Origin of the sequence: Nakamurella flavida (assembly GCF_030811475.1) — a bacterium.
GTDB classification, from domain to species: domain Bacteria; phylum Actinomycetota; class Actinomycetes; order Mycobacteriales; family Nakamurellaceae; genus Nakamurella; species Nakamurella flavida.
The window spans coordinates 4,044,397-4,065,468 of sequence record NZ_JAUSQV010000001.1; the positions used below are offsets into that span (position 1 = coordinate 4,044,397).

Annotated in this window: 21 protein-coding genes; 7 read left to right on the plus strand and 14 right to left on the minus strand. The window is 73.6% G+C overall.

What is annotated here, in order from left to right:
- Window positions 1–12: 12 nt before the first annotated feature.
- The 4 genes from J2S58_RS17905 to aroA form a co-directional block, all read right to left on the minus strand.
- Window positions 13–570, minus strand: a complete 558-nt coding sequence (locus tag J2S58_RS17905) for a YceI family protein (protein WP_205257110.1) — start codon at window positions 568–570, stop codon at window positions 13–15.
- Window positions 571–610: 40 nt separating this feature from the next.
- The gene (locus J2S58_RS17910; RefSeq protein ID WP_205257111.1) at window positions 611–4,834 is read right to left on the minus strand and encodes an FtsK/SpoIIIE domain-containing protein; all 4,224 of its coding nucleotides are present in this window, start codon (window positions 4,832–4,834) and stop codon (window positions 611–613) included.
- A 180-nt stretch (window positions 4,835–5,014) separates the two neighbouring features.
- Window positions 5,015–6,094, minus strand: a complete 1,080-nt coding sequence (gene rsgA, locus J2S58_RS17915; RefSeq protein WP_205257339.1) for a ribosome small subunit-dependent GTPase A — start codon at window positions 6,092–6,094, stop codon at window positions 5,015–5,017.
- Window positions 6,095–6,125: 31 nt separating this feature from the next.
- Window positions 6,126–7,415, minus strand: coding sequence for a 3-phosphoshikimate 1-carboxyvinyltransferase (aroA, locus tag J2S58_RS17920; RefSeq protein WP_306829143.1), 1,290 nt, complete (start codon window positions 7,413–7,415; stop codon window positions 6,126–6,128).
- Window positions 7,416–7,485: 70 nt separating this feature from the next.
- Between aroA and J2S58_RS17925 the strand changes: the two genes are divergently transcribed.
- Window positions 7,486–8,313, plus strand: a complete 828-nt coding sequence (locus J2S58_RS17925; protein ID WP_205257113.1) for an SOS response-associated peptidase — start codon at window positions 7,486–7,488, stop codon at window positions 8,311–8,313.
- Here the strand turns inward: J2S58_RS17925 and ybaK are convergent.
- The 5 genes from ybaK to J2S58_RS17950 form a co-directional block, all read right to left on the minus strand.
- A complete protein-coding gene (gene ybaK, locus J2S58_RS17930) occupies window positions 8,310–8,798 on the minus strand; it encodes a Cys-tRNA(Pro) deacylase (protein ID WP_205257114.1) in 489 nt (162 codons plus the stop codon). The two genes, J2S58_RS17925 and ybaK, sit on opposite strands and share 4 nt — an antisense overlap.
- Window positions 8,799–8,878: 80 nt before the next feature.
- On the minus strand, window positions 8,879–9,841 hold the full coding sequence (locus J2S58_RS17935) for an ABC transporter substrate-binding protein (protein ID WP_205257115.1): 963 nt from the start codon (window positions 9,839–9,841) through the stop codon (window positions 8,879–8,881).
- Between the two features lie 66 nt (window positions 9,842–9,907).
- Window positions 9,908–10,630 (minus strand): ABC transporter permease, encoded by a 723-nt coding sequence (locus tag J2S58_RS17940; protein WP_205257116.1) that lies wholly within the window; start codon window positions 10,628–10,630, stop codon window positions 9,908–9,910.
- A complete protein-coding gene (locus tag J2S58_RS17945; RefSeq protein ID WP_205257117.1) occupies window positions 10,630–11,277 on the minus strand; it encodes an ABC transporter permease in 648 nt (215 codons plus the stop codon). Before J2S58_RS17945 ends, J2S58_RS17940 begins: the two co-directional genes overlap by 1 nt.
- Window positions 11,274–12,428, minus strand: a complete 1,155-nt coding sequence (locus J2S58_RS17950; protein ID WP_205257118.1) for an ABC transporter ATP-binding protein — start codon at window positions 12,426–12,428, stop codon at window positions 11,274–11,276. Before J2S58_RS17950 ends, J2S58_RS17945 begins: the two co-directional genes overlap by 4 nt.
- Before the next feature lie 220 nt (window positions 12,429–12,648).
- Here J2S58_RS17950 and J2S58_RS17955 point away from each other — a divergent pair, with 220 nt between their 5' ends.
- The 3 genes from J2S58_RS17955 to rsrA all read left to right on the plus strand — a co-directional run bounded on the left by J2S58_RS17955 (window position 12,649) and on the right by rsrA (window position 15,524).
- Window positions 12,649–14,133 carry an aromatic amino acid lyase gene (locus J2S58_RS17955; protein WP_205257119.1) on the plus strand — a complete coding sequence of 495 codons (1,485 nt, stop codon included), beginning with the start codon at window positions 12,649–12,651 and terminating at the stop codon, window positions 14,131–14,133.
- A gap of 360 nt (window positions 14,134–14,493) precedes the next feature.
- Window positions 14,494–15,186 (plus strand): sigma-70 family RNA polymerase sigma factor, encoded by a 693-nt coding sequence (locus J2S58_RS17960; RefSeq protein ID WP_240188981.1) that lies wholly within the window; start codon window positions 14,494–14,496, stop codon window positions 15,184–15,186.
- A 2-nt stretch (window positions 15,187–15,188) separates the two neighbouring features.
- Window positions 15,189–15,524: a mycothiol system anti-sigma-R factor gene (gene rsrA / locus J2S58_RS17965; RefSeq protein ID WP_205257120.1), complete on the plus strand. Its 336-nt coding sequence runs from the start codon at window positions 15,189–15,191 to the stop codon at window positions 15,522–15,524.
- Between the two features lie 110 nt (window positions 15,525–15,634).
- Here the strand turns inward: rsrA and J2S58_RS19245 are convergent, their stop codons facing one another.
- Window positions 15,635–15,709 carry a 50S ribosomal protein bL37 gene (locus J2S58_RS19245; RefSeq protein WP_370881879.1) on the minus strand — a complete coding sequence of 25 codons (75 nt, stop codon included), beginning with the start codon at window positions 15,707–15,709 and terminating at the stop codon, window positions 15,635–15,637.
- A gap of 370 nt (window positions 15,710–16,079) precedes the next feature.
- Here J2S58_RS19245 and J2S58_RS17970 point away from each other — a divergent pair, with 370 nt between their 5' ends.
- Together J2S58_RS17970 and J2S58_RS17975 are read left to right on the plus strand one after the other, a co-directional pair.
- Window positions 16,080–16,295, plus strand: coding sequence for a biotin/lipoyl-binding carrier protein (locus J2S58_RS17970; protein WP_205257121.1), 216 nt, complete (start codon window positions 16,080–16,082; stop codon window positions 16,293–16,295).
- 138 nt (window positions 16,296–16,433) lie between these two features.
- Window positions 16,434–17,921, plus strand: a complete 1,488-nt coding sequence (locus tag J2S58_RS17975) for a sensor histidine kinase (protein WP_205257122.1) — start codon at window positions 16,434–16,436, stop codon at window positions 17,919–17,921.
- A gap of 105 nt (window positions 17,922–18,026) precedes the next feature.
- On the opposite strand, the gene J2S58_RS17980 is transcribed toward J2S58_RS17975, so the two are convergent.
- Together J2S58_RS17980 and J2S58_RS17985 are read right to left on the minus strand one after the other, a co-directional pair.
- Window positions 18,027–18,278: a WhiB family transcriptional regulator gene (locus J2S58_RS17980; RefSeq protein ID WP_205257123.1), complete on the minus strand. Its 252-nt coding sequence runs from the start codon at window positions 18,276–18,278 to the stop codon at window positions 18,027–18,029.
- A 271-nt stretch (window positions 18,279–18,549) separates the two neighbouring features.
- Window positions 18,550–19,470: a diacylglycerol/lipid kinase family protein gene (locus tag J2S58_RS17985; RefSeq protein ID WP_205257124.1), complete on the minus strand. Its 921-nt coding sequence runs from the start codon at window positions 19,468–19,470 to the stop codon at window positions 18,550–18,552.
- 45 nt (window positions 19,471–19,515) lie between these two features.
- Here J2S58_RS17985 and J2S58_RS17990 point away from each other — a divergent pair, with 45 nt between their 5' ends.
- Complete coding sequence (locus J2S58_RS17990; RefSeq protein ID WP_205257125.1) at window positions 19,516–19,956, plus strand: hypothetical protein; 441 nt, start codon at window positions 19,516–19,518, stop codon at window positions 19,954–19,956.
- Here J2S58_RS17990 and J2S58_RS17995 read toward each other — a convergent pair.
- Both J2S58_RS17995 and J2S58_RS18000 read right to left on the minus strand, forming a co-directional pair.
- Entirely contained in the window at window positions 19,889–20,428 is a 540-nt protein-coding gene (locus tag J2S58_RS17995) for a GNAT family N-acetyltransferase (protein WP_205257126.1), read from the minus strand. The two genes, J2S58_RS17990 and J2S58_RS17995, sit on opposite strands and share 68 nt — an antisense overlap.
- The gene (locus J2S58_RS18000) at window positions 20,425–21,048 is read right to left on the minus strand and encodes a histidine phosphatase family protein (RefSeq protein ID WP_205257127.1); all 624 of its coding nucleotides are present in this window, start codon (window positions 21,046–21,048) and stop codon (window positions 20,425–20,427) included. The genes J2S58_RS17995 and J2S58_RS18000 overlap by 4 nt, the downstream gene beginning before the upstream one ends.
- Between the last annotated feature and the right edge of the window lie 24 nt (window positions 21,049–21,072).

The following is a 21,072-nucleotide window of genomic DNA, read 5'->3' on the forward strand; positions in this document are numbered from 1 at the left end:
CCGGGAGGGGGATCAGGCCTGGGCGCGCACGTACTCCAGCTCGAGGGTGATCTCGACCTTGTCGGCCACGACGGCGTTCCCGGCGCCGAAGGCGGCCTCGAAGCTGACGCCGTACTCCTTGCGCGAGATCGAGGTGGTCGCGGTGAAGCCGACCCGATCCGCGCCGTAGGCGTCGACGGTCGCGCCGAGGTGCTCGACCTCGAGGGTGACCGGCTTGGTGGTGTCGCGGATGGTGAGCTCGCCGTCCAGCAGGAAGTCGTCGCCGGAGAGGTTGCGGACGCCGGTGGAGCGGAAGGTCAGGGTGGGGTACTGAGCGGTGTGCAGGAAGTCGGGGGAGTGCACGTGCTGGTCCCGCTGCTCGTTGTTGGTGTCCACGCTGGTCGCGTCGATGGTGGCGACGACGGACGCGCCGGCCAGGCCGTCCTCACCCACGGTCAACGTGCTGTCCGCGAGGTCGAACTTGCCGCGGGCCTTGCCGACGGCCATGTGCCGCACCTTGAAGGAGACATCGGAGTGGACGGCGTCGGCGGTCCAGGTACCGGTCAGGGTGGGGGTCTCGGTACTGGTCATGGGGTTCTCCTCGGGTGGACGCGGGTGAGCAGGTGATGTATCAACTACGAAGACTGTAAGCGCGAGTAGCTGACATGTCATCCACTTTGGCCCGGTGACCTGCGTCACGTCCCCCGTTCGGGAGAGCGGGCCCGCCCACCGGTCCACCCGGTCGGGTGGCGATCTGGACAGGGATGACCCGGCCCTGGTGCACCAGGTGACCTCGTCCCACGCCGACCGCGGTGCGACGGCGGGGGAGGACGGCGTCGAGGATCGCCCCGTCGCCTGTGTCCGCCTGCAGGAGCACGCCGTGGCGGAAGGCGGCGATCTCCCCGATGAGGCCGCGACTCCCGCGGTGTGCGCGATCCGTCCGGCATCCGGCGGCGAGGTGCTGGCCCGGTCCGGCCACCGCCAGGAAGCGGGTCAGCAGGGCCGCAGCCGGATGGTCGGACCACGTGTCGAGCTCGTCGACCACCAGGAGCAGGGGACCCTCGTGCCGGGCGAGCAGCTCCTCCAGGTCGGCGCCGTCCGGGTCGACCGGAACCACGCGGCCACCGGTGCGTGCCTCCCCCGCACGGCGGGACAGTTCGACCACCGGTACCCCGAGGTGCAGGGCGCCCTGGGCCAGCACCTGCAGCACGGTGGTGACTCCGCTGCGCCGGGGACCGGTGACCAGGAAGCCGCCGCCGGGGCCGGACAGGTCGACCCCGACCGGCGCCGCGTCGTCACCCCCCAGGCCGATCCAGGCCGGGCCGTGCCCCACGGGCGGCAGTGCCGCGTACGGCACGACCATCGGCAGGCGGCGCACCACCACCTGTCCGGTTCCGGAGACCGGTCGACCGGACGGCGCGCCGGGCGTCACCAGGAGCAGTTGGAGCTGGTGGGCACCGAAGCGGGCCCGGCCGGGCGGTGCGTCGGCCCGGGGCTGCCCGAAGCGATCGGGATCACCCAACGACAGGACGGTGGTGAACGACGCGGAGTGGCGGGAGTGCGCGGTCCGCGCCGTGCCGCTCGCCACCACCCGCACCCCCAGGGCCGGCCCGCGGGCGACGATCTCGGCGAGAACACCACCGGCCGCGCCGTAGTCCACCGCGTCGAGGGTGGCCACCACGGTCTCCCAGCCGTCGACGACGAGCACCAGTGGCGCCGCCCGCGCCGCCGGGTGGGCGCGGGTGGCCAGCTCCGCACGGAGCCGATCCACCAACCGGACGAGCAACGCGGGCTCGCGGTCGTCGAGCGCGGTCGTGGTGCACGGCCAGCTCGCGAGATCGGTGAGTGCGCCGGTGGTGTCGACGACCAGCAGCTCGGCGCCCGCCTCCGCCGCAGCCCGCGCGCAGGCCCGCAGAGCGGTACTGCGTCCCGAACCGGGCGGCCCCACCACGAGCGTCGAGCCGGCGGGCAGGAAGAACGGCGACTGCTGCTGGGCCTCGGGTCGGTCGATCAGTCCGATCGGCGGACCCGCAGTCGCGTCGTCGGGATCCACGCCGATCCCCGCCCGGACCAGGTCCTCCGGGGTCAGGGTCGGCGGGAGTGCCGGGAGCCAGGGGCGCCGGGCCGGGACCGGAGCGATCCGCCGAGCAGCACCGAGCAGGGCGGTGAGGTCCGTGCCGGGATCCCCACCCCGGCGGGGCGTGTCCTGGCCCGTCCGGACCGGTGTCCACCCGGCGGCGCGGTGGGTGCCGCCCGTCCCGCTGTGCGCCGGCGCGCCCGGCCGGTCGGCCGATCCCGACCCGGGGTGGCCGGCCCCATCGCGGCGGACGACCCGGACGGAGTCGTCCGGCCGCACCGTGACCCGGGCGGCCTGGAAGACGGTCAGCCGCCCGCTGTCGGTCCGCAGCAGCGCCCGCCCGGGCCGGTCGCGGGGAAGGCGCGCCGCGTCGGGTGCCTCGAGAACATCGCGCGACTCCGCGTCGTCGCTGACCCGCAGGCAGATCCGGGTGCCGATGTTGGCCCGCAGGGCCGGGGTGACCACCCCCGCGGGTCGCTGCGTGGCCAGGATCAGGTGCAGACCCAGCGAGCGGCCGCGTCGCCCGATGTCCAGGAGCCCGGCCAGGAATTCCGGGAGTTCGGTGGCCAGGGTGGCGAACTCGTCGACCACGACGACCAGCCGTCCCGGCGCGCCGGGATCCACGGCCCGCCAGGCGGCGAGGTCGGCGACACCGGCCGAGGCCAGCGCACTCTCCCGGCCGCGCAGCTCGGCGCGCAGACTCGTCAGCGCCCGCGCGGCGAGCTCGGGATCGAGATCGGTGATCAGCCCCGCGGTGTGGGGCAGGGCACCCAGCTCGGCGAACGCCGCGCCACCCTTGTAGTCCACCAGCAGGAACGAGGTGGCCGAGGGCGGAGCGGCAGCGGCCAGACCCACCACGAGGGTCTGCAGCAGCTCGGACTTGCCGGCGCCCGTCGTCCCCGCGATGAGCAGATGCGGGCCGTCCCGGTCGAGGTCGATCTCCACCGGCCCCGATCGGCCGACCCCGATGACCGTGCGCACCGACGGTCGCCGCCACCGGCGGCGGAGCGCCTCGCCGTCCCGGCCGATCTCCGCCCACTCGCCCAGGACGCAGGCAGCAGGCAGGGCGCCCAGGGCGGCGTCGGTGTCGCGCAGCGGGGCCAGGGCGGCGACGACCGCGGCCAGATGATCGACACTGACCCCGACCGGCCCGCCGTCGAACACCGGCCCTCCGCGGAGCAGCACCCCGCCGGGTGAGACATCGGCGACCGCCCTGCACTCGGCCGGGAGCAGCTCCCGCTCCTCCTCCAGGCACAGGGCGGCGAGCCCGCTGTGCCGAGGATCCGCCGCCGCCGCCAGGAACCTGGCCATCCCGGGCTGTCGGCGCCAGCGCCCGGCGCCGTCGAGCACCAGCACCGTCAACGCCGGTCGGTCCGCCGAGGCGAGGATCGCCGCGAGCTCGTCCAGGGCCGCGGTCACCCGACCCGCCCCGCGCACCAGGGTGTCGGCCCCCGGACGGCCGTCGGCGGTGTGCGGCAGATCCCGCAGGGGGAGCAGGTCGTCCGCGGAGGTGAAGACGACCAGACCGATGTCGGCGGGGGAGTGCAGGGCCACCAATTGGACCAGCAGTGACCGCAGCGTCGCCCGGGCCTGGCCGGTCAGACCGAGGACGCCGACGTCGAGAAGCGAGATGGTCAGGGGCATGTCGGCCGCCCGGGGCGGGTCGGGCATCGGCAGGCGGGCGGCCCGGTCGCCGACGGCCAGCACCAGTTCGGCGAACTCCGGGTCGGTCGGCCGCCGCTCCCACAGGCGGGCGGCGGCCGTGCGGCACCGCCGGGCGAGCAGGGCAGGGTCGGGGAAGCGGTCCCAGGCGTCCTCCCGGTCGGCGAGCACCGCGGCAGCGACGGACGCGACACGTTCGCCGGTCCGCCGTCGATGCTCCACGACGGCCCGGCGGTGGCCACGGCGACCGCCGACCCGGTCGCCGAGGGCTCCGGCGACCAGGTACACCGGACCGAGCGCGGCGAACAGCAGGAACATCCACATCCCGGTCACCCACGCGATGATCGCGCCGACGATCGCCCCGAGGGCTGCGGCGAGCAGGGGCAGGGGGCGACGGACCCGCTCGGGCGGCGGCCCCGGCTCGTCCGCCAGCTCCACCTGGAAGGGCGTCAGGACACGCGGCGGTCGGGCCACCCGGAGGTGCCCCACCCCGTCCGGGGTGAGCGGCAGTCGGCGCTCGGCGTTGACGACGATGCGGAGCCGGCTGCCCCCGGCCCGGATCAGGGACCCGGACGCAGCAGCGACGGGGTGCGCCGATGTAAGGCCCGTCCGGGCTCCGTCCCCAGTGGTTCCGTCCGCCGCCTCGTCCGGGTGGGCGCCGCCCACCTCGACCCCGTTGGCCGACCCGAGATCGACCACCCGCCACCCTGTCCCGTGTCGTTCGATCCGGAGATGGCGACGGGACAGCTCCGGGTCGGCCAGGTCCAGGCCACCCCGGGTGTGGCGGCCGACGACCACGGGATCGGTGTCCAGGGCGACGAACGCCCCGGCGTCGGGCCCGGCCACGCAGGCCAGGATGACCGGCCCGTCCACCGGCACGGTGGTGCCGGGCAGCGTGCTCAGCACGAGGCCGGCGAGCAGCGGGGGGCGGCCGAGCACGGCCGCGCCGGGAACCGGGCCGAGCCCGTGGTGGACGACCGCGTCGTCGGGCAGGCCGGCCGTCCGCAACAGGGCGGCCCGGACGTCGTCGAAGGGGACGGGCCCGGGTGCGTGGACCACGAGATGGGTGTCCCCGGTGGGGGTTCGCACGGTCAGCGGCAGGGTGAGCGGAGGCACCGGCCCAGCCTGGGTCGCCATCCCGGCACGCGGCCGCCCGACGCCCGGGACGGGGATGAGGATCGGACATGGGGACAACCCCGGCGCGGCCCGATCGCGCCGGATCGCGAACGGCCCCACGGATCCCCGGCATCGAGCCGTCCCGCGCGGGTCGGCGGCGAGGGCGACCCCGGCCCGGGCTCAGTCGGTGGCGGCGGCGCGGTCCGGGGCGCCCGAACCCACCGGGGTCGAGCGGGAGGCCAGCAGCCTCCGGAACGAGGCCAGCCGGCGCTCCGACGCGCCCCCGGCCGCGACCAGGGCGTCCAGGGCGCAGCCCACCGCCGGGCCGCTGTGGTCGCACCCGGGCGGGCAGTCGACCGTGGCGGGCAGCAGGTCGTCGAAGGTCTCCAGCAGATCGTCCGGGGTGACGTGGGCGAGCCCGAAGCTGCGCACCCCGGGGGTGTCGATGACCCACCCGCCGTCGGGCAGGGCGAGGGCGATGGCCGATGTGGACGTGTGCCGCCCCTTGCCGACGCCGGTGACCGACCCGGTCAGTCGGTCCGCCTGCGGCACCAGGGCGTTCACCACGGTGGACTTGCCCACGCCGGAATGCCCGATGAGCACGGTGAGTCGGTCGTGCACCAGGTCGCGGACGATCTCCACGGCAGCGGCGTCCAGGCCCCCGTCGGCGTCGCGCCCGGTGGTCAGCACCCGCACGGCCAGATCCTGGTAGAGGGCGCGCAGCGGGGCCGGGTCGGCCAGGTCGGTCTTGGTCAGCAGGATGACCGGCTCCAGATTGCCGGTGTAGGCGGCGACGAGGCAGCGGTCCAGGAAGCCGGTGCGCGGCTCGGGGTCGGCCACCGCGGCGACGATGATCAGCTGGTCGGCGTTGGCCACCAGCACGCGTTCGGTGGTCGCGGAGACGCCGGTGTCGGCGTCGACCGTGTCGTCGGCCGACCGGCGCAGCTGCGAGGTCCGGGGGGCGATCCGGACGATCCGGGCCAGGCTGTCGGTGGCGCCGGACGCGTCGCCCACGATGTCCACGCTGTCCCCGACGGCGACCGCCCGCCGGCCGAGTTCGCGGGCGCGCATCGCGGTGACCGTGCGTTCCCGGCGGGTGCCCTCCTCGACCAGGCAGGTGTAGCGCCCCCGATCGACGGTGACGACGAACCCACTCACTGCGTCGGTGTGCGTCGGGCGGGTCTTGGTCCGGGGCCGGGAGCTGCGGCCCGGGCGGACGCGGACGTCGTCGTTGTCCCAGTGCTCGCCGAGGGTGCTCAGGACGCACCCCCACCGAGGACCGTGCGGGCGGTCATGCCGTGGCTCCGAGCAGGGTCCGCCACATGCCGTCGAACCCGGGGAGGGTCTTGGCCGTGCTGTCGATGTCGTCCACCGCCACCCCCTCGGTCCGCAGCCCCACGATGGCGCCGGCGGTGGCCATGCGGTGGTCGGCGTGGGCCGCCCACGGGCCGCCGTGCAGCGGCCGGGGGCGCACGGTCAGCGCGTCCAGGTGCTCCTGCACGTCGCCGCCGAGCGCGGCCACGTCACCGGCCAGGGCGGCGAGCCGGTCGGTCTCGTGGCCGCGCAAGTGACCGATGCCGTGCAGCCGACTGGGACCGTCGGCGAAAAGGGCAAGGGCGAGGACGGTGGGGGTCAGCTCGCCGACGTCGTGCAGGTCCAGGTCGACGCCGGTCAGCCGGTCGGGACCGGTCACCGTGAGATCGGTGCCCACCAGCTCCACCCGGGCCCCCATCGCCCCCAGGATGCCGCGGATGGCGTCGCCCGCCTGGGTGGTCGCGGTCGGCCAGTCCGGCACCGTGACCCGTCCACCGGTGACGGCGGCCGCGGCGAGGAACGGGGTCGCGTTGGACAGGTCGGGTTCGATGACGGTGGTCCACGGCCGCACCGGCCCCGGCTCCACCCGCCAGGTGTTCGGGACGGAGTCGTCCACCTCGACGCCGACCGCGCGCAGGGCGGCCACCGTCATCTCCACGTGCGGCAGGGACGGCACCGGGGCTCCCGTGTGCACGACGGTCAGCCCCCGGGCGAACGAGGCGCCGGAGAGCAGCAGCCCCGAGACGAACTGCGAGGAGGCGCTGGCGTCGATGTGCACGGTCCCGCCGGCCAGACCACCCGTGCCGCGCAGGGTGAACGGCAGTGCGGTGCCGTCCAGGTCGGCGCCGAGGTCGCGGAGCGCGGAGAGCACGGTCTCCATCGGCCGGCGGCGCGCGGCGGCGTCACCGTCGAAGACGATCTCGCCGGTGGCGGTCGCGGCCAACGGCGGGAGGAAGCGCATCACCGTGCCGGCCAGCCCGCAGTCGATGCGGGCCGGACCGTGCATCGGGGCCGTTTCGACCAGCCAGGACGCGTCGTCCTGCACCGTGACGCCCACCCCGAGATCACGCAGGGCGGCGGCCATCAGATCGGTGTCCCGGCTGCGCAGCGCCCCGCGCACCGCGGACGGCCCGGTGGCCTGGGCCGCCAGGATCAGGGCCCGGTTCGTCCACGACTTCGAACCGGGGATGCGGACGGTGCCGGTCACCGGGCCGGTGACGGTCGGCGCGATCCAGGGCGGCGTGGGGACGGCAGGAGCGGTGGGCACGACCCTATGATCCCGCACCCGCACCGATCCGCCGCCCCGAGTGTCGGACCCCGGGGGCAGGATGGGCCCCATGTGCGGTCGCTACGCCCTGACCATGGAGCCGGAATCGCTGTACGGACTGTTCGGTGCCGTCCCGGACGACCGGTCCGGCGGCCCCGGCGGCTTGTACGGCGGCGACCCGGTGCGGCCCCGCTACAACATCGCCCCGACGGTGACGATCCCCGTCGTCCGACTGCGCCGTGCCGCGGAGTCGGCGGACGGTGACCAGGAGGTCGTGCGCGAGATCGAACCGATGCGCTGGGGGCTCGTGCCGTCCTGGGCGAAGGACCTGTCGGTCGGCAACCGGATGTTCAACGCGCGGGCCGAATCGGTGGCGGACAAGCCGGCGTTCCGGCGGGCGCTGGAGCGGCGCCGCTGCCTGGTCCCGGCCAGCGGGTACTACGAGTGGCGCAAGACCGATGTCGCCGCGACGGCGGGTGGGCGGAAGAAGGTGGTCAAGCAGCCGTTCTACCTGACCCCGGCGGACGGCTCGGTGATGGCGTTCGCCGGGCTGTGGGAGTACTGGAAACCCGCCGGCTCGGGGGACGACGACCCCGGCGTCGTGTCGATGACCATCCTGACCACCGAGGCGGTGGGGGAGCTGGCGTCCATCCACGACCGGATGCCCCTGGTGCTCCCCGCCTCGGAATGGGCCGCCTGGCTCGACCCGGCCGTCGACCCCCGCCCGCTGCTCACCCCACCGACCCCCGAGCTCGTCGCGGCGCTGGAGCTGCGGCCGGTCGGGCCGGAGGTGGGCAACGTGGCCAACGACCGGCCCGAGCTCGCGGAGCGCGTCGATCCCGACGACCCGGCGGAACCGGAGACGACGACCGGCACCCTGTTCGACAATCCCGCCTAGCCCGCGGCGATGGCCGCGGTCCGGGCGCGGCAGACGGCGATCAGATCGGCCGGGGCCAGCTCCACCTGCAGGCCGCGGCGCCCCGCACTCACGTAGACCGTGGTCCCGTCCAGGGCGGAGGCGTCCACGACGGTGAGCAGGGCCTTGCGCTGGCCCAGCGGGCTGATGCCACCGGCCACGTACCCCGAGGACCGCTCCGCATCGGCGACCGCGGCCATCGCCGCCTTCTTCCCGCCGGCCGCTGCGGCCAGTGCCTTCAGGTCCAGCTGTCGGGAGCACGGGACGATGCCGACCACGAGCCTGCCGTCGACGGCGGCGACCAGGGTCTTGAACACCCGGGCCGGGTCGAGATCCAGTGCGGCGACCACTTCGTCACCGAACGCCGTCACCCCCGGGTCGTGGTCGTACGGATGCAGGGTGTGCGCCACCCCGGCCTTGACCAGTGCGGCGATCGCAGGCGTGGGGGCGGCGGGAGGTCGGGCCATGGGGTCACGGTAACGAGCCCGGGAATGCCGGAAGGCCGGCTCCCCGTGGGGAACCGGCCTTCCGTGGACGTCCGTGCGGGTCAGATGCCCGCGGAGGTCACCCACTCCTGGGCGACGTCGGCCGAGTCCTGCTTGTCGACGGTGACCTTGGTCAGCAGGTCGATGAGGTCCTGCGTGGTCAGCTTGGCCGACACCGCGTTCAGGGCCTCGGTGATCTCCGGGGTGACCTTGGACTTGGTGATCAGCGGGAGGATGTTCTGCGCGGCGAACAGGTTCTCCGGGTCCTCCAGCACGACCAGGTTGTTCGCCGTGATGGCCGGGTCGGTGGTGAACAGGTTTCCGGCCTGCACCTGGCCGCTGGTCAGCGCGTTCAGGGTCAACGGGCCACCGGCGTCCAGGGCCTTGAACTCCTTGAACGTGACGCCGTACTTGGCCTCCAGGCCGGGGACGCCGGTGGGACGGGTCTCCCACTCGGACGGACCGCCCAGGATGAGCTCTCCGGCGACCGGCTTGAGGTCGGCGATGGACTTGAGGTTGTACTGGGTGGCCACCTCCTGGGTGACGGCCACGGAGTCCTTGTCCTCGGCGGCGGACTGGTCGAGCACCTGGAGGGTGTCCGGCACCGCGCCCTGCAGAGCGGTGTAGACGTCCTCCGACGACGTGGCCGTGGCCGCCTTGTCGAAGTACTGGAGCAGAACTCCGGTGTACTCCGGGATCAGGTCGATCGAGCCGTCCTGGAGGGCGGGCAGGTAGACCTCGCGCGAACCGATGTTCAGGTTCGTCGTGGCGGTGACGCCCTTGGCGGTCAGGGCGGCTGCGTAGATGTTGGCGACCAGGGCGCTCTCGGGGAAGTCGGCGGAACCGATGATCACCGAGCCGGCGCCGGCGGCGCCGCTGGCCCCGCTGGACGCGGCGGCGGACGAGCTGGGGGCGGCCGAGGAGCTGGCCAGCGGATCGGCGGAGCCGCCGCAGGCGCTCAGCGTGAGCGCCGCGACGAGGGAGCCGGCGATCAGGACGCCGGACTTGCGGATGGACAGGGACACGGGACTCTCCTGGGGTCGAGCGGATGGTCTGCGGGGCGGACGGGGACGTCCTGCGGGATCGGGGGATCAGGTGGGGGGAACGGTTTCCAGGGTGGCGGCCTTCTCGCGGACGCGACGACCGGAGATGCCGGGGGAGACGACGAGCCGGCCGATCAGCGCGATGATCCGGTCGCCGATGATGGCGACCAGGGCGACGAGGATGGCGCCGGCGACCATCTCGGCGTAGTCCTGCTGCTTCTGGCCGTCCAGCACGAAGCGGCCGAGGCCACCGAGACCGATGACCGCGGCGATGGTGGCGGTGGCCACCACCTGCAGGTAGGCCGAGCGGATCCCGGACAGGATCAACGGCAGCGCCACCGGGATCTCCACGGCGGTGAGCACCTTGCCGCCCGTCATGCCCATGCCCTTGGCGGCGTCCCGCGCGGCCGGGTCGACCGCGGCGATGCCGGCGTAGGTGTTGGACAGCATCGGCGGGATGGCGAGGACCACGAGCACGGCGATGGACGGGGCCAGGAATGTCAGGCTGCCCTTGAGGTTGTCGAACGCCCAGAGCGTCAGCACGATCAGCACGCCCAGGGTCGGCAGCGCGCGGAACGCGTTGGCCACCCCGGACACGGCGGCGACACCCTTGCCGGTGTGGCCGATGAGTGCGCCGAGCGGCAGGGCGATGACCAGGGCGATGGCCATCGCGATCCCGGTGTAGCGCAGGTGCTCGAGCAGTCGGGCCCACACCCCGCCGCTGCCGGACCAGTTGCTCCCGGTGGTCAACCAGGTCAGTGCGCCGCCCATCAGGAACGCACCGCCCGGGCCCAGGGGGTGCCGATGCGGATGGCCAGCAGGATGATCGCGTCGAAGACGACGGCCAGGGCCAGGCTGAGCACGATGCCGGCCACGATCGGGGTGGCGAAGTCCAGCTGCAGGCCCTGGGTGAAGAGGGACCCGAGCTGGGGGACGCCGAGCAGGGCGGCCACCGAGACCAGGCTGACGTTGCTCACCGCGGCGACCCGCAGCCCGGCCCCGATGACCGGGACGGCCAGCGGGAGCTGCACGGTGATCAGGGAACGCAGCGGCCGGTAGCCCATGGCCAGGGCGGACTGCCGGACGAGTTCGGGCACCGAGGCCAGCGCGTCGGCGACCACCCGGACCATCAGCGCCACGGTGTAGATGGTCAGGGCGATGACGACGTTGATCGGGTCGAGGATGCGGGTGCCGAGCAGACCGGGCAGTACGACGAAGAGGGCGAGCGACGGGATCGTGTAGAGCAGCCCGGCCAGGGTGGTCAACGGGGGGTAGGTCCAGGAGTACCTGGAGGCCAGGGCGCCCAGCGGCAGCGCGATGACCAGGCCGAGCAGGGTCGCGGACGCGGCCAGCCAGGCGTGCTGCAGCAGGTAGTCCCAGATCTGGGGGGCGTTGCGGGCCAGCCAGTCCCACCTCACGACGGGACCTTCTTCATGTCAGGTGCCGACGATGCGGCGCCGACGGGCTGGTCCAGACCGGTGCGGTCGGCGGCCCGGATGGCCTCGACGACATCGGGGATGGTGATCGAGCCGACGACGATGCCGTCGGCGTCCACCGCGACACCGCGGCCGGACGGCGAGGACAGCGCGGCGTCCAGCGCGGTGCGCAGCGACTGCCCGGGGGCGGCCAGCGAACCGCCGAGGCGCAGATCGGAGGTCGCCGAGGCGCGGCCGGTCGGCGTCTCCTCGCGGTCCAACCAGCCCCGCGGCCGACCGTCCGGATCGACGACGAGCAGCCAGCGGTCCTCCGGCCCGGTCGCGGAGGGCACCGGATCGCCCAGGCGCAGCATCGGCTCGTCGGTCAGCGGTAGCGACCCGGCCAGGCTGAAGGACAGGGCCCGGTAGCCGCGGTCCCGGCCGATGAAGTCGGCGACGAAATCGTCCGCGGGGCGGCGGAGCAGATCCGCGGGGGAGGAGAACTGGGCCAGCCGTCCGCCGACGGCGAACACCGCGATGCGGTCACCGAGCTTGACCGCCTCGTCGATGTCGTGGGTGACGAAGACGATGGTCTTGCCGAGCTCGTCCTGCAGGCGCAGGAACTCCGTCTGCAGCTGCTCGCGGACCACCGGGTCGACGGCGGAGAACGGCTCGTCCATCAACATCACGGGCGGGTCCGCGGCCAGCGCGCGGGCGACACCGACGCGCTGCTGCTGTCCGCCGGAGAGCTGGTTGGGGTAGCGACGGCCCATCTCCACCGGCAGCCCGACCCGTTCGAGCAGCTCACGGGCCGCGGTCCGGGCCTCGCGACGGTTCTTGCCCTGCAGCACCGGGACGGTGGCGATGTTGTCCTCGACGGTGCGGTGCGGGAAGAGCCCCGCGTTCTGGATGACGTAGCCGATGCCGCGCCGCAGGGTGGGGGCGTCGATGCTCCGGGTGTCCCGACCGTCGATCTCGATGGTCCCTGCGGTGGGCTCGATCATCCGGTTGATCATCCGGAGCGAGGTCGTCTTGCCGCAGCCGGACGGCCCCACGAAGACGGTGATCCGCCCGGTCGGGATGTCCAGCGAGAGGTCCTGCACGGCGGCGGTGCCGTCCGGGTACACCTTGGCGACGGATTGGAAGCTGATCACGGTCGAATCCCCTCGGGGCCGGGAGTCCAGGGCGTCCTGGAACCTCGACTGGCGCTGTCAACGGGTGAATACGGCGACATGAGCGGCGCACGGATGCAGCTCGGAAGCGACCTTACCCTCTAAACCCGGTAGGAAACGGGAATGGTCCTGCGACGCGGCACCGCCGGCCGGCCGGCCGGCCGGCTGGCGCCCGGAACGGCGGCAGCCCCACACTGCCGGGGTGATCGAGCTCGGGACCGGCGTGCTGACCGGTGCGCAGGTGGGGCGGATCGCCCGTGACCGGGAGTCCGTCGCCCTCGCCGACGGCGTGCTGGACCGGGTGGCCGTCGCCCATCGGGAGGTCCTCCGGCTGGCCGGGGAACGGGCCGTGTACGGCCGGACCACCGGTGTCGGCTCCACCCTGACCGTTCCCGTCGAGGACGACCCCCTGCGTCATCAGCACCGGCTGCTCGCCTCGCACGCGGCGACCGGCGGGCCGGCCCACCCGCCCGAGGTCGTCCGGGCCATGCTCGCCGTGCGCATCGAGCAGCTCGCCGTCGGTGCCAGCGGGGTGAGCCCACCCGTGCTGCCCGCCCTCGTCGACCTGCTCAATTCCGACGAGCTGCCGTCGATCGGCCGCTTCACCTCCCTGGGCACCGGGGACATCGGCGCCCTGGCCCGGATCGGCCTGGCCCTGCCCGCCGGAGTGCTCGGCCCCGGCGACGCGATGCCGCTCATGTCGTCGAACGCCCTGACGCTGGGGGCGGCCGCGCTGGCCGGGCTCGACCTCGACCGGCTGCTGGCCGCCGCGGTCGCGGTGGCCGGGCTGTCCGCCGCCGGCCTGCACGCCTCGCCCGAGGCGTTCGACCCGGGCGCGGTCGGCCCGTTCCCCGGTCCCCGGCAGGTCGCCGCGGTCATCTTCCCGTTGCTGGTCGGGACGACCGGCGGCCCGGAGCGGCGGGTGCAGGACCCGTACGGCCTGCGCACCGCGGCGCAGACCCTCGGGCTGGCCGTGGACGCCGCCGGCGAGCTCCGTGCGGTGATCGCCGCCCTGGTGGGCGCGGGCCTGGAGAACCCGGCCGTGCTGGACGCGGGGACGCCGCGCGCGCGGGTGGTGCACCACGGCGCCTTTCACGCCCTGCACCTGACCGCGGCGCTGGACGGCGCGGCGGCCGCCCTGGCCCGGGCCGCGGCCGGATCGGTGAACCGGCTGGACATGCTGTGCCGGCCCGATCCCCTGGTCGGGGCCACGGAGAACCCGGAGCACTGGGCGGACTGGGAGTCCGGTGGCCCGGTGACCCGGCCCTACCTGGCGGCCGGCCCGGCGACCTCGTCCGGGTTGATGGGTCTGGAGTACGTGGCCGGAGCCGCCCTCGGAGAGATCCGGGCGGCGGCCGTGCCCGCCGGCCTGCAGACCCTCGAGGTCGGGCTGGGGGTGGAGCAGGACGCCGGGTTCGCCCCGCTGGCCGCGCGCCAGCTCGCCGAGTCCGTCCGGGCCGCGCGGGTGGTGCTGGCCGTCGAGCTGGTCGCCGCGGTCCGGGCCCTGCGACTGCGAGCGGTCCGCCCGGGGGTCGCGCTGGCCGCCTTGCTGGACTCCTCGGGGGTGTTCGCGCTGCCCACCGGCATGCAGGACCGGGACCTCACCGGCGATCTCGCGCTGGCCGAGGATCTGCTCGGCACGCTGGCCGGGCACCCGTTCGCCGACGGGCGGCCGGAATACCGCTGACCAGGGCGCCGTTGGCCCTGCCAGGAACGCCGGGTCGGTCAGACGCGGCGGGCGACGGGGTCAGGAGGCCAGATGGCCGGGAACACGACGGCGGTGATGGACCGGACGACGGGCGCGGTGCGAACCGGTGTGCCGGGATCGGACACGGTGGGATCGGACACGCCGGGATCGGCCGTGCAGGCTGCGCGGGACGCACTGCGGCGCGGGTCGTCCCGGACGGCCGGGACGGCCCTGGACGGCCGCGCACGCCCGGCGGGACACCCCGCGGCCGGATCGGGCCGTCGGACCCCCCGGGTACCCTCTGTTCGGCGGCCAGCAGGCACACGAGCCTGCCGGCCGACGAAGGGTGGGCAGTGGGAGATGGTTGGCACAGCAGGGCCGGAGACGCCGGCGGCCGGGACGGTCACGGACGCGGTCGACATCGTCCGGACGGACGGCCCGGCCGACGCGGAGGGTACCGAAGCGGTGGACACCACCGCTGACTTCACCGCGCAGGCCATGCCCCTGCTCGATCAGCTCTACGCGGCCGCGATGCGGATGACGCGCAATCCGGCCGACGCCGAGGACCTCGTCCAGGAGACGTACCTGAAGGCGTTCGCGGCCTACGGCAGCTTCCGCCAGGGCACGAACCTGCGCGCGTGGCTCTACCGCATCCTGACGAACTCCTACATCAACGGCTACCGCAAGCGGCAGCGCCAGCCCATCGTCTCGCCGACCGACGAGATCACCGACTGGCAGCTCGCCGCAGCCGAGTCGCACACCTCGACCGGTCTGCGCTCGGCCGAGATGGACGCGCTGGACCGGCTCCCGGACACCGACGTCAAGCAGGCCCTGCAGGAGCTCCCCGAGGACTTTCGGCTCGCGGTCTACCTGGCCGACGTCGAGGGCTTCGCCTACAAGGAGATCGCCGAGATCATGGGCACTCCGCTGGGCACCGTGATGTCCCGGCTGCACCGTGGCCGGCGTCAGCTGCGCGGCCTGCTGACCGACTACGCGACCGAGCGTGGATTCCTGCGGTCGGCCAAGGCCGCCGTGGCCGTCGAGGAGGTGTGACCATGCCCGGAGAGATGAAGCCCGCGTGCTCCGTCGTCCTCACGGACGTCTGGCTGTTCCTGGACGACGAACTCGACGTCGATGCACGCGCCGCCGTCCAGCGCCACCTCGACGACTGCTCGCCGTGCCTCGAGGAGGCCGGGCTGGACCAGAAACTGAAGATGTTGCTGCACAGCAAGTGCGGCGGCGACCTGGCCCCGGCCGAGTTGCGGGAGCGGCTGGTCACCCGGCTGCGCACGATCACCGCCATGGCCCGGGCCGACGGGGACGGTTCGGTGACCTCGACGACGGTCATCCAGGACGTGCGGATCGAGCTCGGACCCGGCGCCGGACGCTGATCGCACCGTCGCCGCGCGCGGAGACGACGAAGGCCGGGCCACCTGGATCAGGTGGCCCGGCCTTCGTGGTGCCGGGGGAGGTCGAGTGATCGACCGGCCGGCGGTTGGCCTCAGGAATTGGGGCGCTTGCCGTGGTTGGCACCGCTGTTCTTGCGTGCCTTCTTCTTGCGTCCGCGCTTGCTCATCGGTCCGACCTCCCTTCCTGCTCGTCCGTGGTGCCGGCCGCTCCGCGGGCCGGGGCATCCCGCCCGGGAGCCGAGCTCACCGGAGGGTGCCGCGTCCGTCGGGCGTTGCCCGGGTGGGCGGCGACGTCGGGCGCCGCCGGATACCGGCTGCGCGCCGACCATCATCCCAGACCGGGCGGGGTGCACGCACCACTCGATCGGTCCCCGGCCCCGCCGGCCCCGGAACGGGTACCGGCCGCACCGGCACCGGACCACCGGGAACAGATCCGCTGCGTGATTGGATGACGGCGGACCTGCCCCCGGCTCGGTCGGACGCCTGTCGTCCCGGCGATGCCCTCCCGGCGGTGCGGGACGAACGAAGGAGACGACCATGGCCGAAGAGGTCCGCGCCGAGATGGTGGCGAACGTGTGGAAGGTGCTGGTCGCCGAGGGTGACACGGTGGCCGACGGCGACACCCTGGTGATCCTGGAGTCCATGAAGATGGAGATCCCGGTGCTCGCGGAGAGCGACGGCACCGTCAGCACGCTCGCGGTGACCGAGGGTGGCGTCGTCCAGGAGGGCGATCTGATCGCCGAGATCTCCTGACCCGTCGGCCGGGTGCACCCGCTGGACCCGGCCCGCGCACCAGGAACGGCCCGCCGGCACGTCCGGCCGGGTCGACGAGCACCGCGCACCACCGCACCGAGCGCCGTCGAGCGCGCACCCGAGAGCACCGAGGCCCCCGTGTCCACTCTGTCCGATCTCCTCGCCGACTTCACCGCCCTGCCCGGTGCCGCCGTCGCCCACCTGCAGGCCCTGGTGTCGGAATGGCAGCTGTTGGCTGATCTCTCCTTCTCCGATCTGCTGCTGTGGGTGCCGACGGAGGAGGGCTGCGACGACCTGGTGTGCGTGGCCCAGGTCCGGCCCAACACGGGCGCGACCGCGTACATGGACGACCGGGTCAACAACCACCGGTCCCTGACGGGCTCGCCCCTGCTGCGTCGCGCGGCGGAGGAGGAACGGATCGTCGACGAGGATCCGCCCACCGAGGCCCTCGCGTCCTGGACGCGGCGTGGTGTGGTGCCCGTCCGGCACGACGGCCAGATCATCGCCTACATCCGGCGGGACACCAGCTCATTGATCGGCCGGGAGGCCAGTCAGCTGGAGACCGCCTACATCGACGCCGGTGACGATCTCTTCCAGATGGTCTGCGACGGCTCGTTCCCGCCGCCCGGACAGCCCGCCGAGGTGCACACCGGGCCCCGGGCCGGCGACGGTCTGCTCCGGTTGGACGCCGACGGCAAGGTGGTCTACGGCAGCCCCAACGCCGTCTCGGCCTACCACCGCCTGAACTACACCGGCGAGGTCATGGGCCACGACCTGGCCGCGCTCACCCGCCCGCTGATCGGCGACCCGTTCGACGCCGCGGAGCTGGTGGCCCGGATCAACGGCGCCGTGCAGGGGCGGTCCGGGCTGCGCATGGAGGTGGAGGCGAAGGCGGCGACGGTGCTGTTCCGCGCGTTGGCCCTGCGCCCGCACGGCCGGCCCTACGGCGCGCTGGTGCTCGTCCGGGACGTCACCGAGGTGCGGCGGCGGGATCGCGCGCTGCTCAGCAAGGACGCGACCATCCGGGAGATCCACCACCGGGTCAAGAACAACCTGCAGACCGTGGCCGCGTTGCTGCGGTTGCAGGGACGTCGCTCGGAGGATCCGTCGGTGCGGCAGGCGCTGGGCGAATCGGTGCGCCGGGTGGCGTCCATCGCGCTGGTCCACGAGACGCTGTCCACGTCACCGGACGACCGGGTCGACCTCGACCAGATCGTCGACCGACTGGTGCCGATGATGTCCGACGTCTCCGCGGCGGAGTCCTCCGCGCGGGTCCGAAGGGTCGGCTCGTTCGGCATCCTGGGCGCCGAGCTGGCCACCCCGCTGGTCATGGTGCTGGCCGAGATGGTGCAGAACGCCCTGCAGCACGCCTTCGGACCGGAGCAGCCGGGCGGGCTGGTGACGATCACCGTGCAGCGGTCGGCCCGGGAGCTCGACGTCTCCGTCATCGACGACGGCATGGGCGTCCCCGAGGGCTTCGCGATCGAGAAGGCATCCGGCCTGGGGTTGCAGATCGTCCGCACGCTGGTGGCCTCGGAGCTGCTGGGGACGATCGACCTGCGCCGCCGGACGGACGGCCCGGGGACCCAGGTGACCTTGAAGGTGCCGCTGCGCGGGCGGAGCTGAATCCCGGCCCCGGGCAGCACCGGGGGACGGGACGACGAAGGCCCCGGCCGGAGCCGGGGCCTTCGTGAACGTTCACAGACCGCGTTCACCGACGCGGGACGGGAGTTACAGGCTGCGGGCGCGGGCCCGGGCGCGACGACGCTTGAGGGCGCGACGCTCGTCCTCGCTCATGGCTCCCCACACGCCGGCATCCTGGCCGGTGTCCAGCGCCCAGGTCAGGCACTCACTCGTGACCGGGCAGCGCTGACACACGGCCTTGGCCTCGGCGATCTGCAGCAGGGCAGGGCCGGAGTTGCCGACCGGGAAGAAGAGCTCCGGGTCTTCGTCGCGACAAATCGCGCGGTGGCGCCAATCCATGAGGGTGTACTCCTTGATCACAAGTCGCTGGGGCGAGGTCGCCAGCTGGGGGTTTCGAAGCAGGAGAGAACGCTGGTCCTGGCCTGCTCGATGGTTTCACGTGGCCCCGGGATGTCAAGAGTTGATGACGATCAGGTTACGAACGTCACGCATCCGGGTTGCCGGGCTTCGTTGCCGTTCTCCATGATGCCTGGTCACATCGATTCAGACCACCCCTGTGGGGGTGTGTGTTACGACTGAGCGTCATGACGGGGTCCGGTGACCCGGCAGATCAGACGACGATGTCCACCGCTCGGGGGACGGACGTGAACACCACGTCGGTGAATTCTCCCAGATAGTCACCATCCGCCTGGACCGCGACCGGTCGCGGGGAGGTGACCCGGATCTGCTGTTCGTCGTCCGAACGGATGAGCGCGGAGCTGTGCGGTCCACCGGTGGAGCGCAGCATCTGACCGGCCACCCGCAGTGCCCCGGGCAGACCCATGTCGGTCATCGCGAAGACGCCGAGACCGCCGGCCGGGGTGGTGCCGGAATTGGTGTGCACGGGCCGGTGGCCGAGGTAGGTCCACGGGTCGACGTTGGAGACGAACACCAGGTAGGCGGGATCGGGATCCGCCCGCCCCGCCAGCTGCAGGCTCATGCGGGGGGTGCGCCGCTCGCCGCGGAAGAACTCCGCGACGGCCAGGCGCAGGTGCATGACGTTGGAGATGGTCCGTCCGCCGGCCCGCTGCGCCTCCACGGCTCGGACCACGTCGGCGTCGAGCCCCATCCCGGAGTTGAACGTGAAGTAGCGCTCGCCGACCCGGCCGAGGGACACGGTGTGCCGGCGGCGGGCGGCGAGCGCCGCCAGGATCTGCTCGGTGGCCAGCGTGGGGTCCGCCTCGATGCCCACGGCGCGGGCGAAGACGTTGGTCGAGCCGCCCGGCACCACGGCCAGCGCGGGCGCGTCCGGGCGGACGCCGCGGGCCAGCATGCCGTTGACGACTTCGTTGACGGTGCCGTCCCCGGCGTGCACGACGATCACGTCGACCCCGTCGTCGGCCGCCTGGGCGGCGAGATCGGCGGCGTGCCCACGGCCTGCGGTGTGCGCGACGGTCAGCGAGAGGTCGGCGGCGAGCGCGTGCGCCAGCAGGTCACGACGCCCCGCCGTGGTGGAGGTCGCGTGCGGGTTGACGATCAACAGGGCGCGCATCGTCGCGCAGCCTACGTGCCCCCGACGCTGCGTAGGCTGGCCGTCGTGAGTGCGCCCCTGGACCCGCCCCCCCTGCGCATCCCCCCGCCGGACAGCGTCCGCCGCGGTGCCTGGCTCGTCCTGCTGGAGGCGGCCGGCCTGCTGGTCCTGGCCGTGGCCGGCGTCGTCTCCGGGTGGGGTGACGCCGAGACCTCGTTCGGCCGACTGGCCGCCCAGACCGGCTACTACGTGGTGCTGGCCGTGCTGGTCGGGGCCTGCGCCCTGGCCCTGCTCGACGGTCGCCGGTGGGGACGCACGCCGGCGTTCCTGGTGCAGGTGGTCATGGTGCTGATCGGTGTGTGGCTGATCGTGCCGAGCCAGCGCTGGTTCTGGGGTCCGGTGGTCATCGCGCTCGGTGTGGTGACCGGGACGCAGTTGCTCAGCCGATCGGCGAACGCGTGGATCGAGCGGTTCCCGACGCCGTTCGGTCCAGAGCCGCGCCGCTGAGCCGGAAGGTCGACCACCCGTCCATCGGCACCGCGCCGAGGGACCGGTAGAAGGCGATCGACGGGGCGTTCCAGTCCAGGACGGACCACTCCACACGGGCGTATCCGCGTTGCACGGCCGTGGCGGCCAGGCGACGCAGCAGCGCTCCACCGGCTCCGCTGCCCCGGCGTTCCGGCCGGACGTACAGGTCCTCGAGATGGATCCCGTGCACGCCCTCCCAGGTCGAGTAGTTCAGGAACCACAGTGCGAATCCGTCGAGCTGTGTGCCGCCGGCCCCCGCGCCGTCCGCACCCGGCTCGGTCTCGGCCACGAAGCCGAACAGCGCCGGATGGTCGGCGAACAGTGCGGCCTCGAGCTGGTCGGCGGTGAGATGGCACTCGTGGGGGAGGCGCTCGTACTCGGCGAGGTCGTGGACCATCGCCACCACCTCGGCGACGTCCGCCCGGGTCACCGGGCGCACTGTCGCGCTCATGCAGGTTCGTCCGGCAGCAGCGGGACCACGTTGGCGTGGTCGATGATGGGTGCGCCGCGATCGACGGCCAGCACGGTCAGGGCGGCCGGGTCCATCGCGATCAGCGAGCCGGCGGTGATGGGCAGGCCGACCCAGCGAACGGTGAGCACCCGCGACATGTGGCCGTGGCTGACCAGCGCGACGTCACCGCGCTCGAGCAGATCGCGGGCCCGGTCGAGCACCCGGTCGGCGCGCGCGGCGACCTGCTCGGGCGACTCCCCGCCGGGGGCGCCCTGGGTGAACACGGTCCAGTCGGGGTCCTGCTCCTGGATCTGGCTGCGGGTCATGCCCTCGTAGTTGCCGTAGTCCCACTCGGCCAGATCCTCGTCGGTGTCGTCGATCCGCATGCCCGCCAACGTCGCGGTGCGCTGCGAGCGCAGTCGGGGGCTGCACAGCACGGTGGCCGGGGCCAGGCGGAGCCCGACGAGCAGGCCCGGGATGGAGCCGGCCTCCTGCTCACCCCGGGGGGTGAGGTCGATGTCGGTCCTACCGGTGTGCTGGCCGGTCTGGCTCCAGACGGTCTGCCCGTGGCGGATCAGCACGATCCGGTGCGAGGCGGGGCCGGCGTAGGCGGGGGGCATGGCTGATCCTCCGGGGTGGTCCGA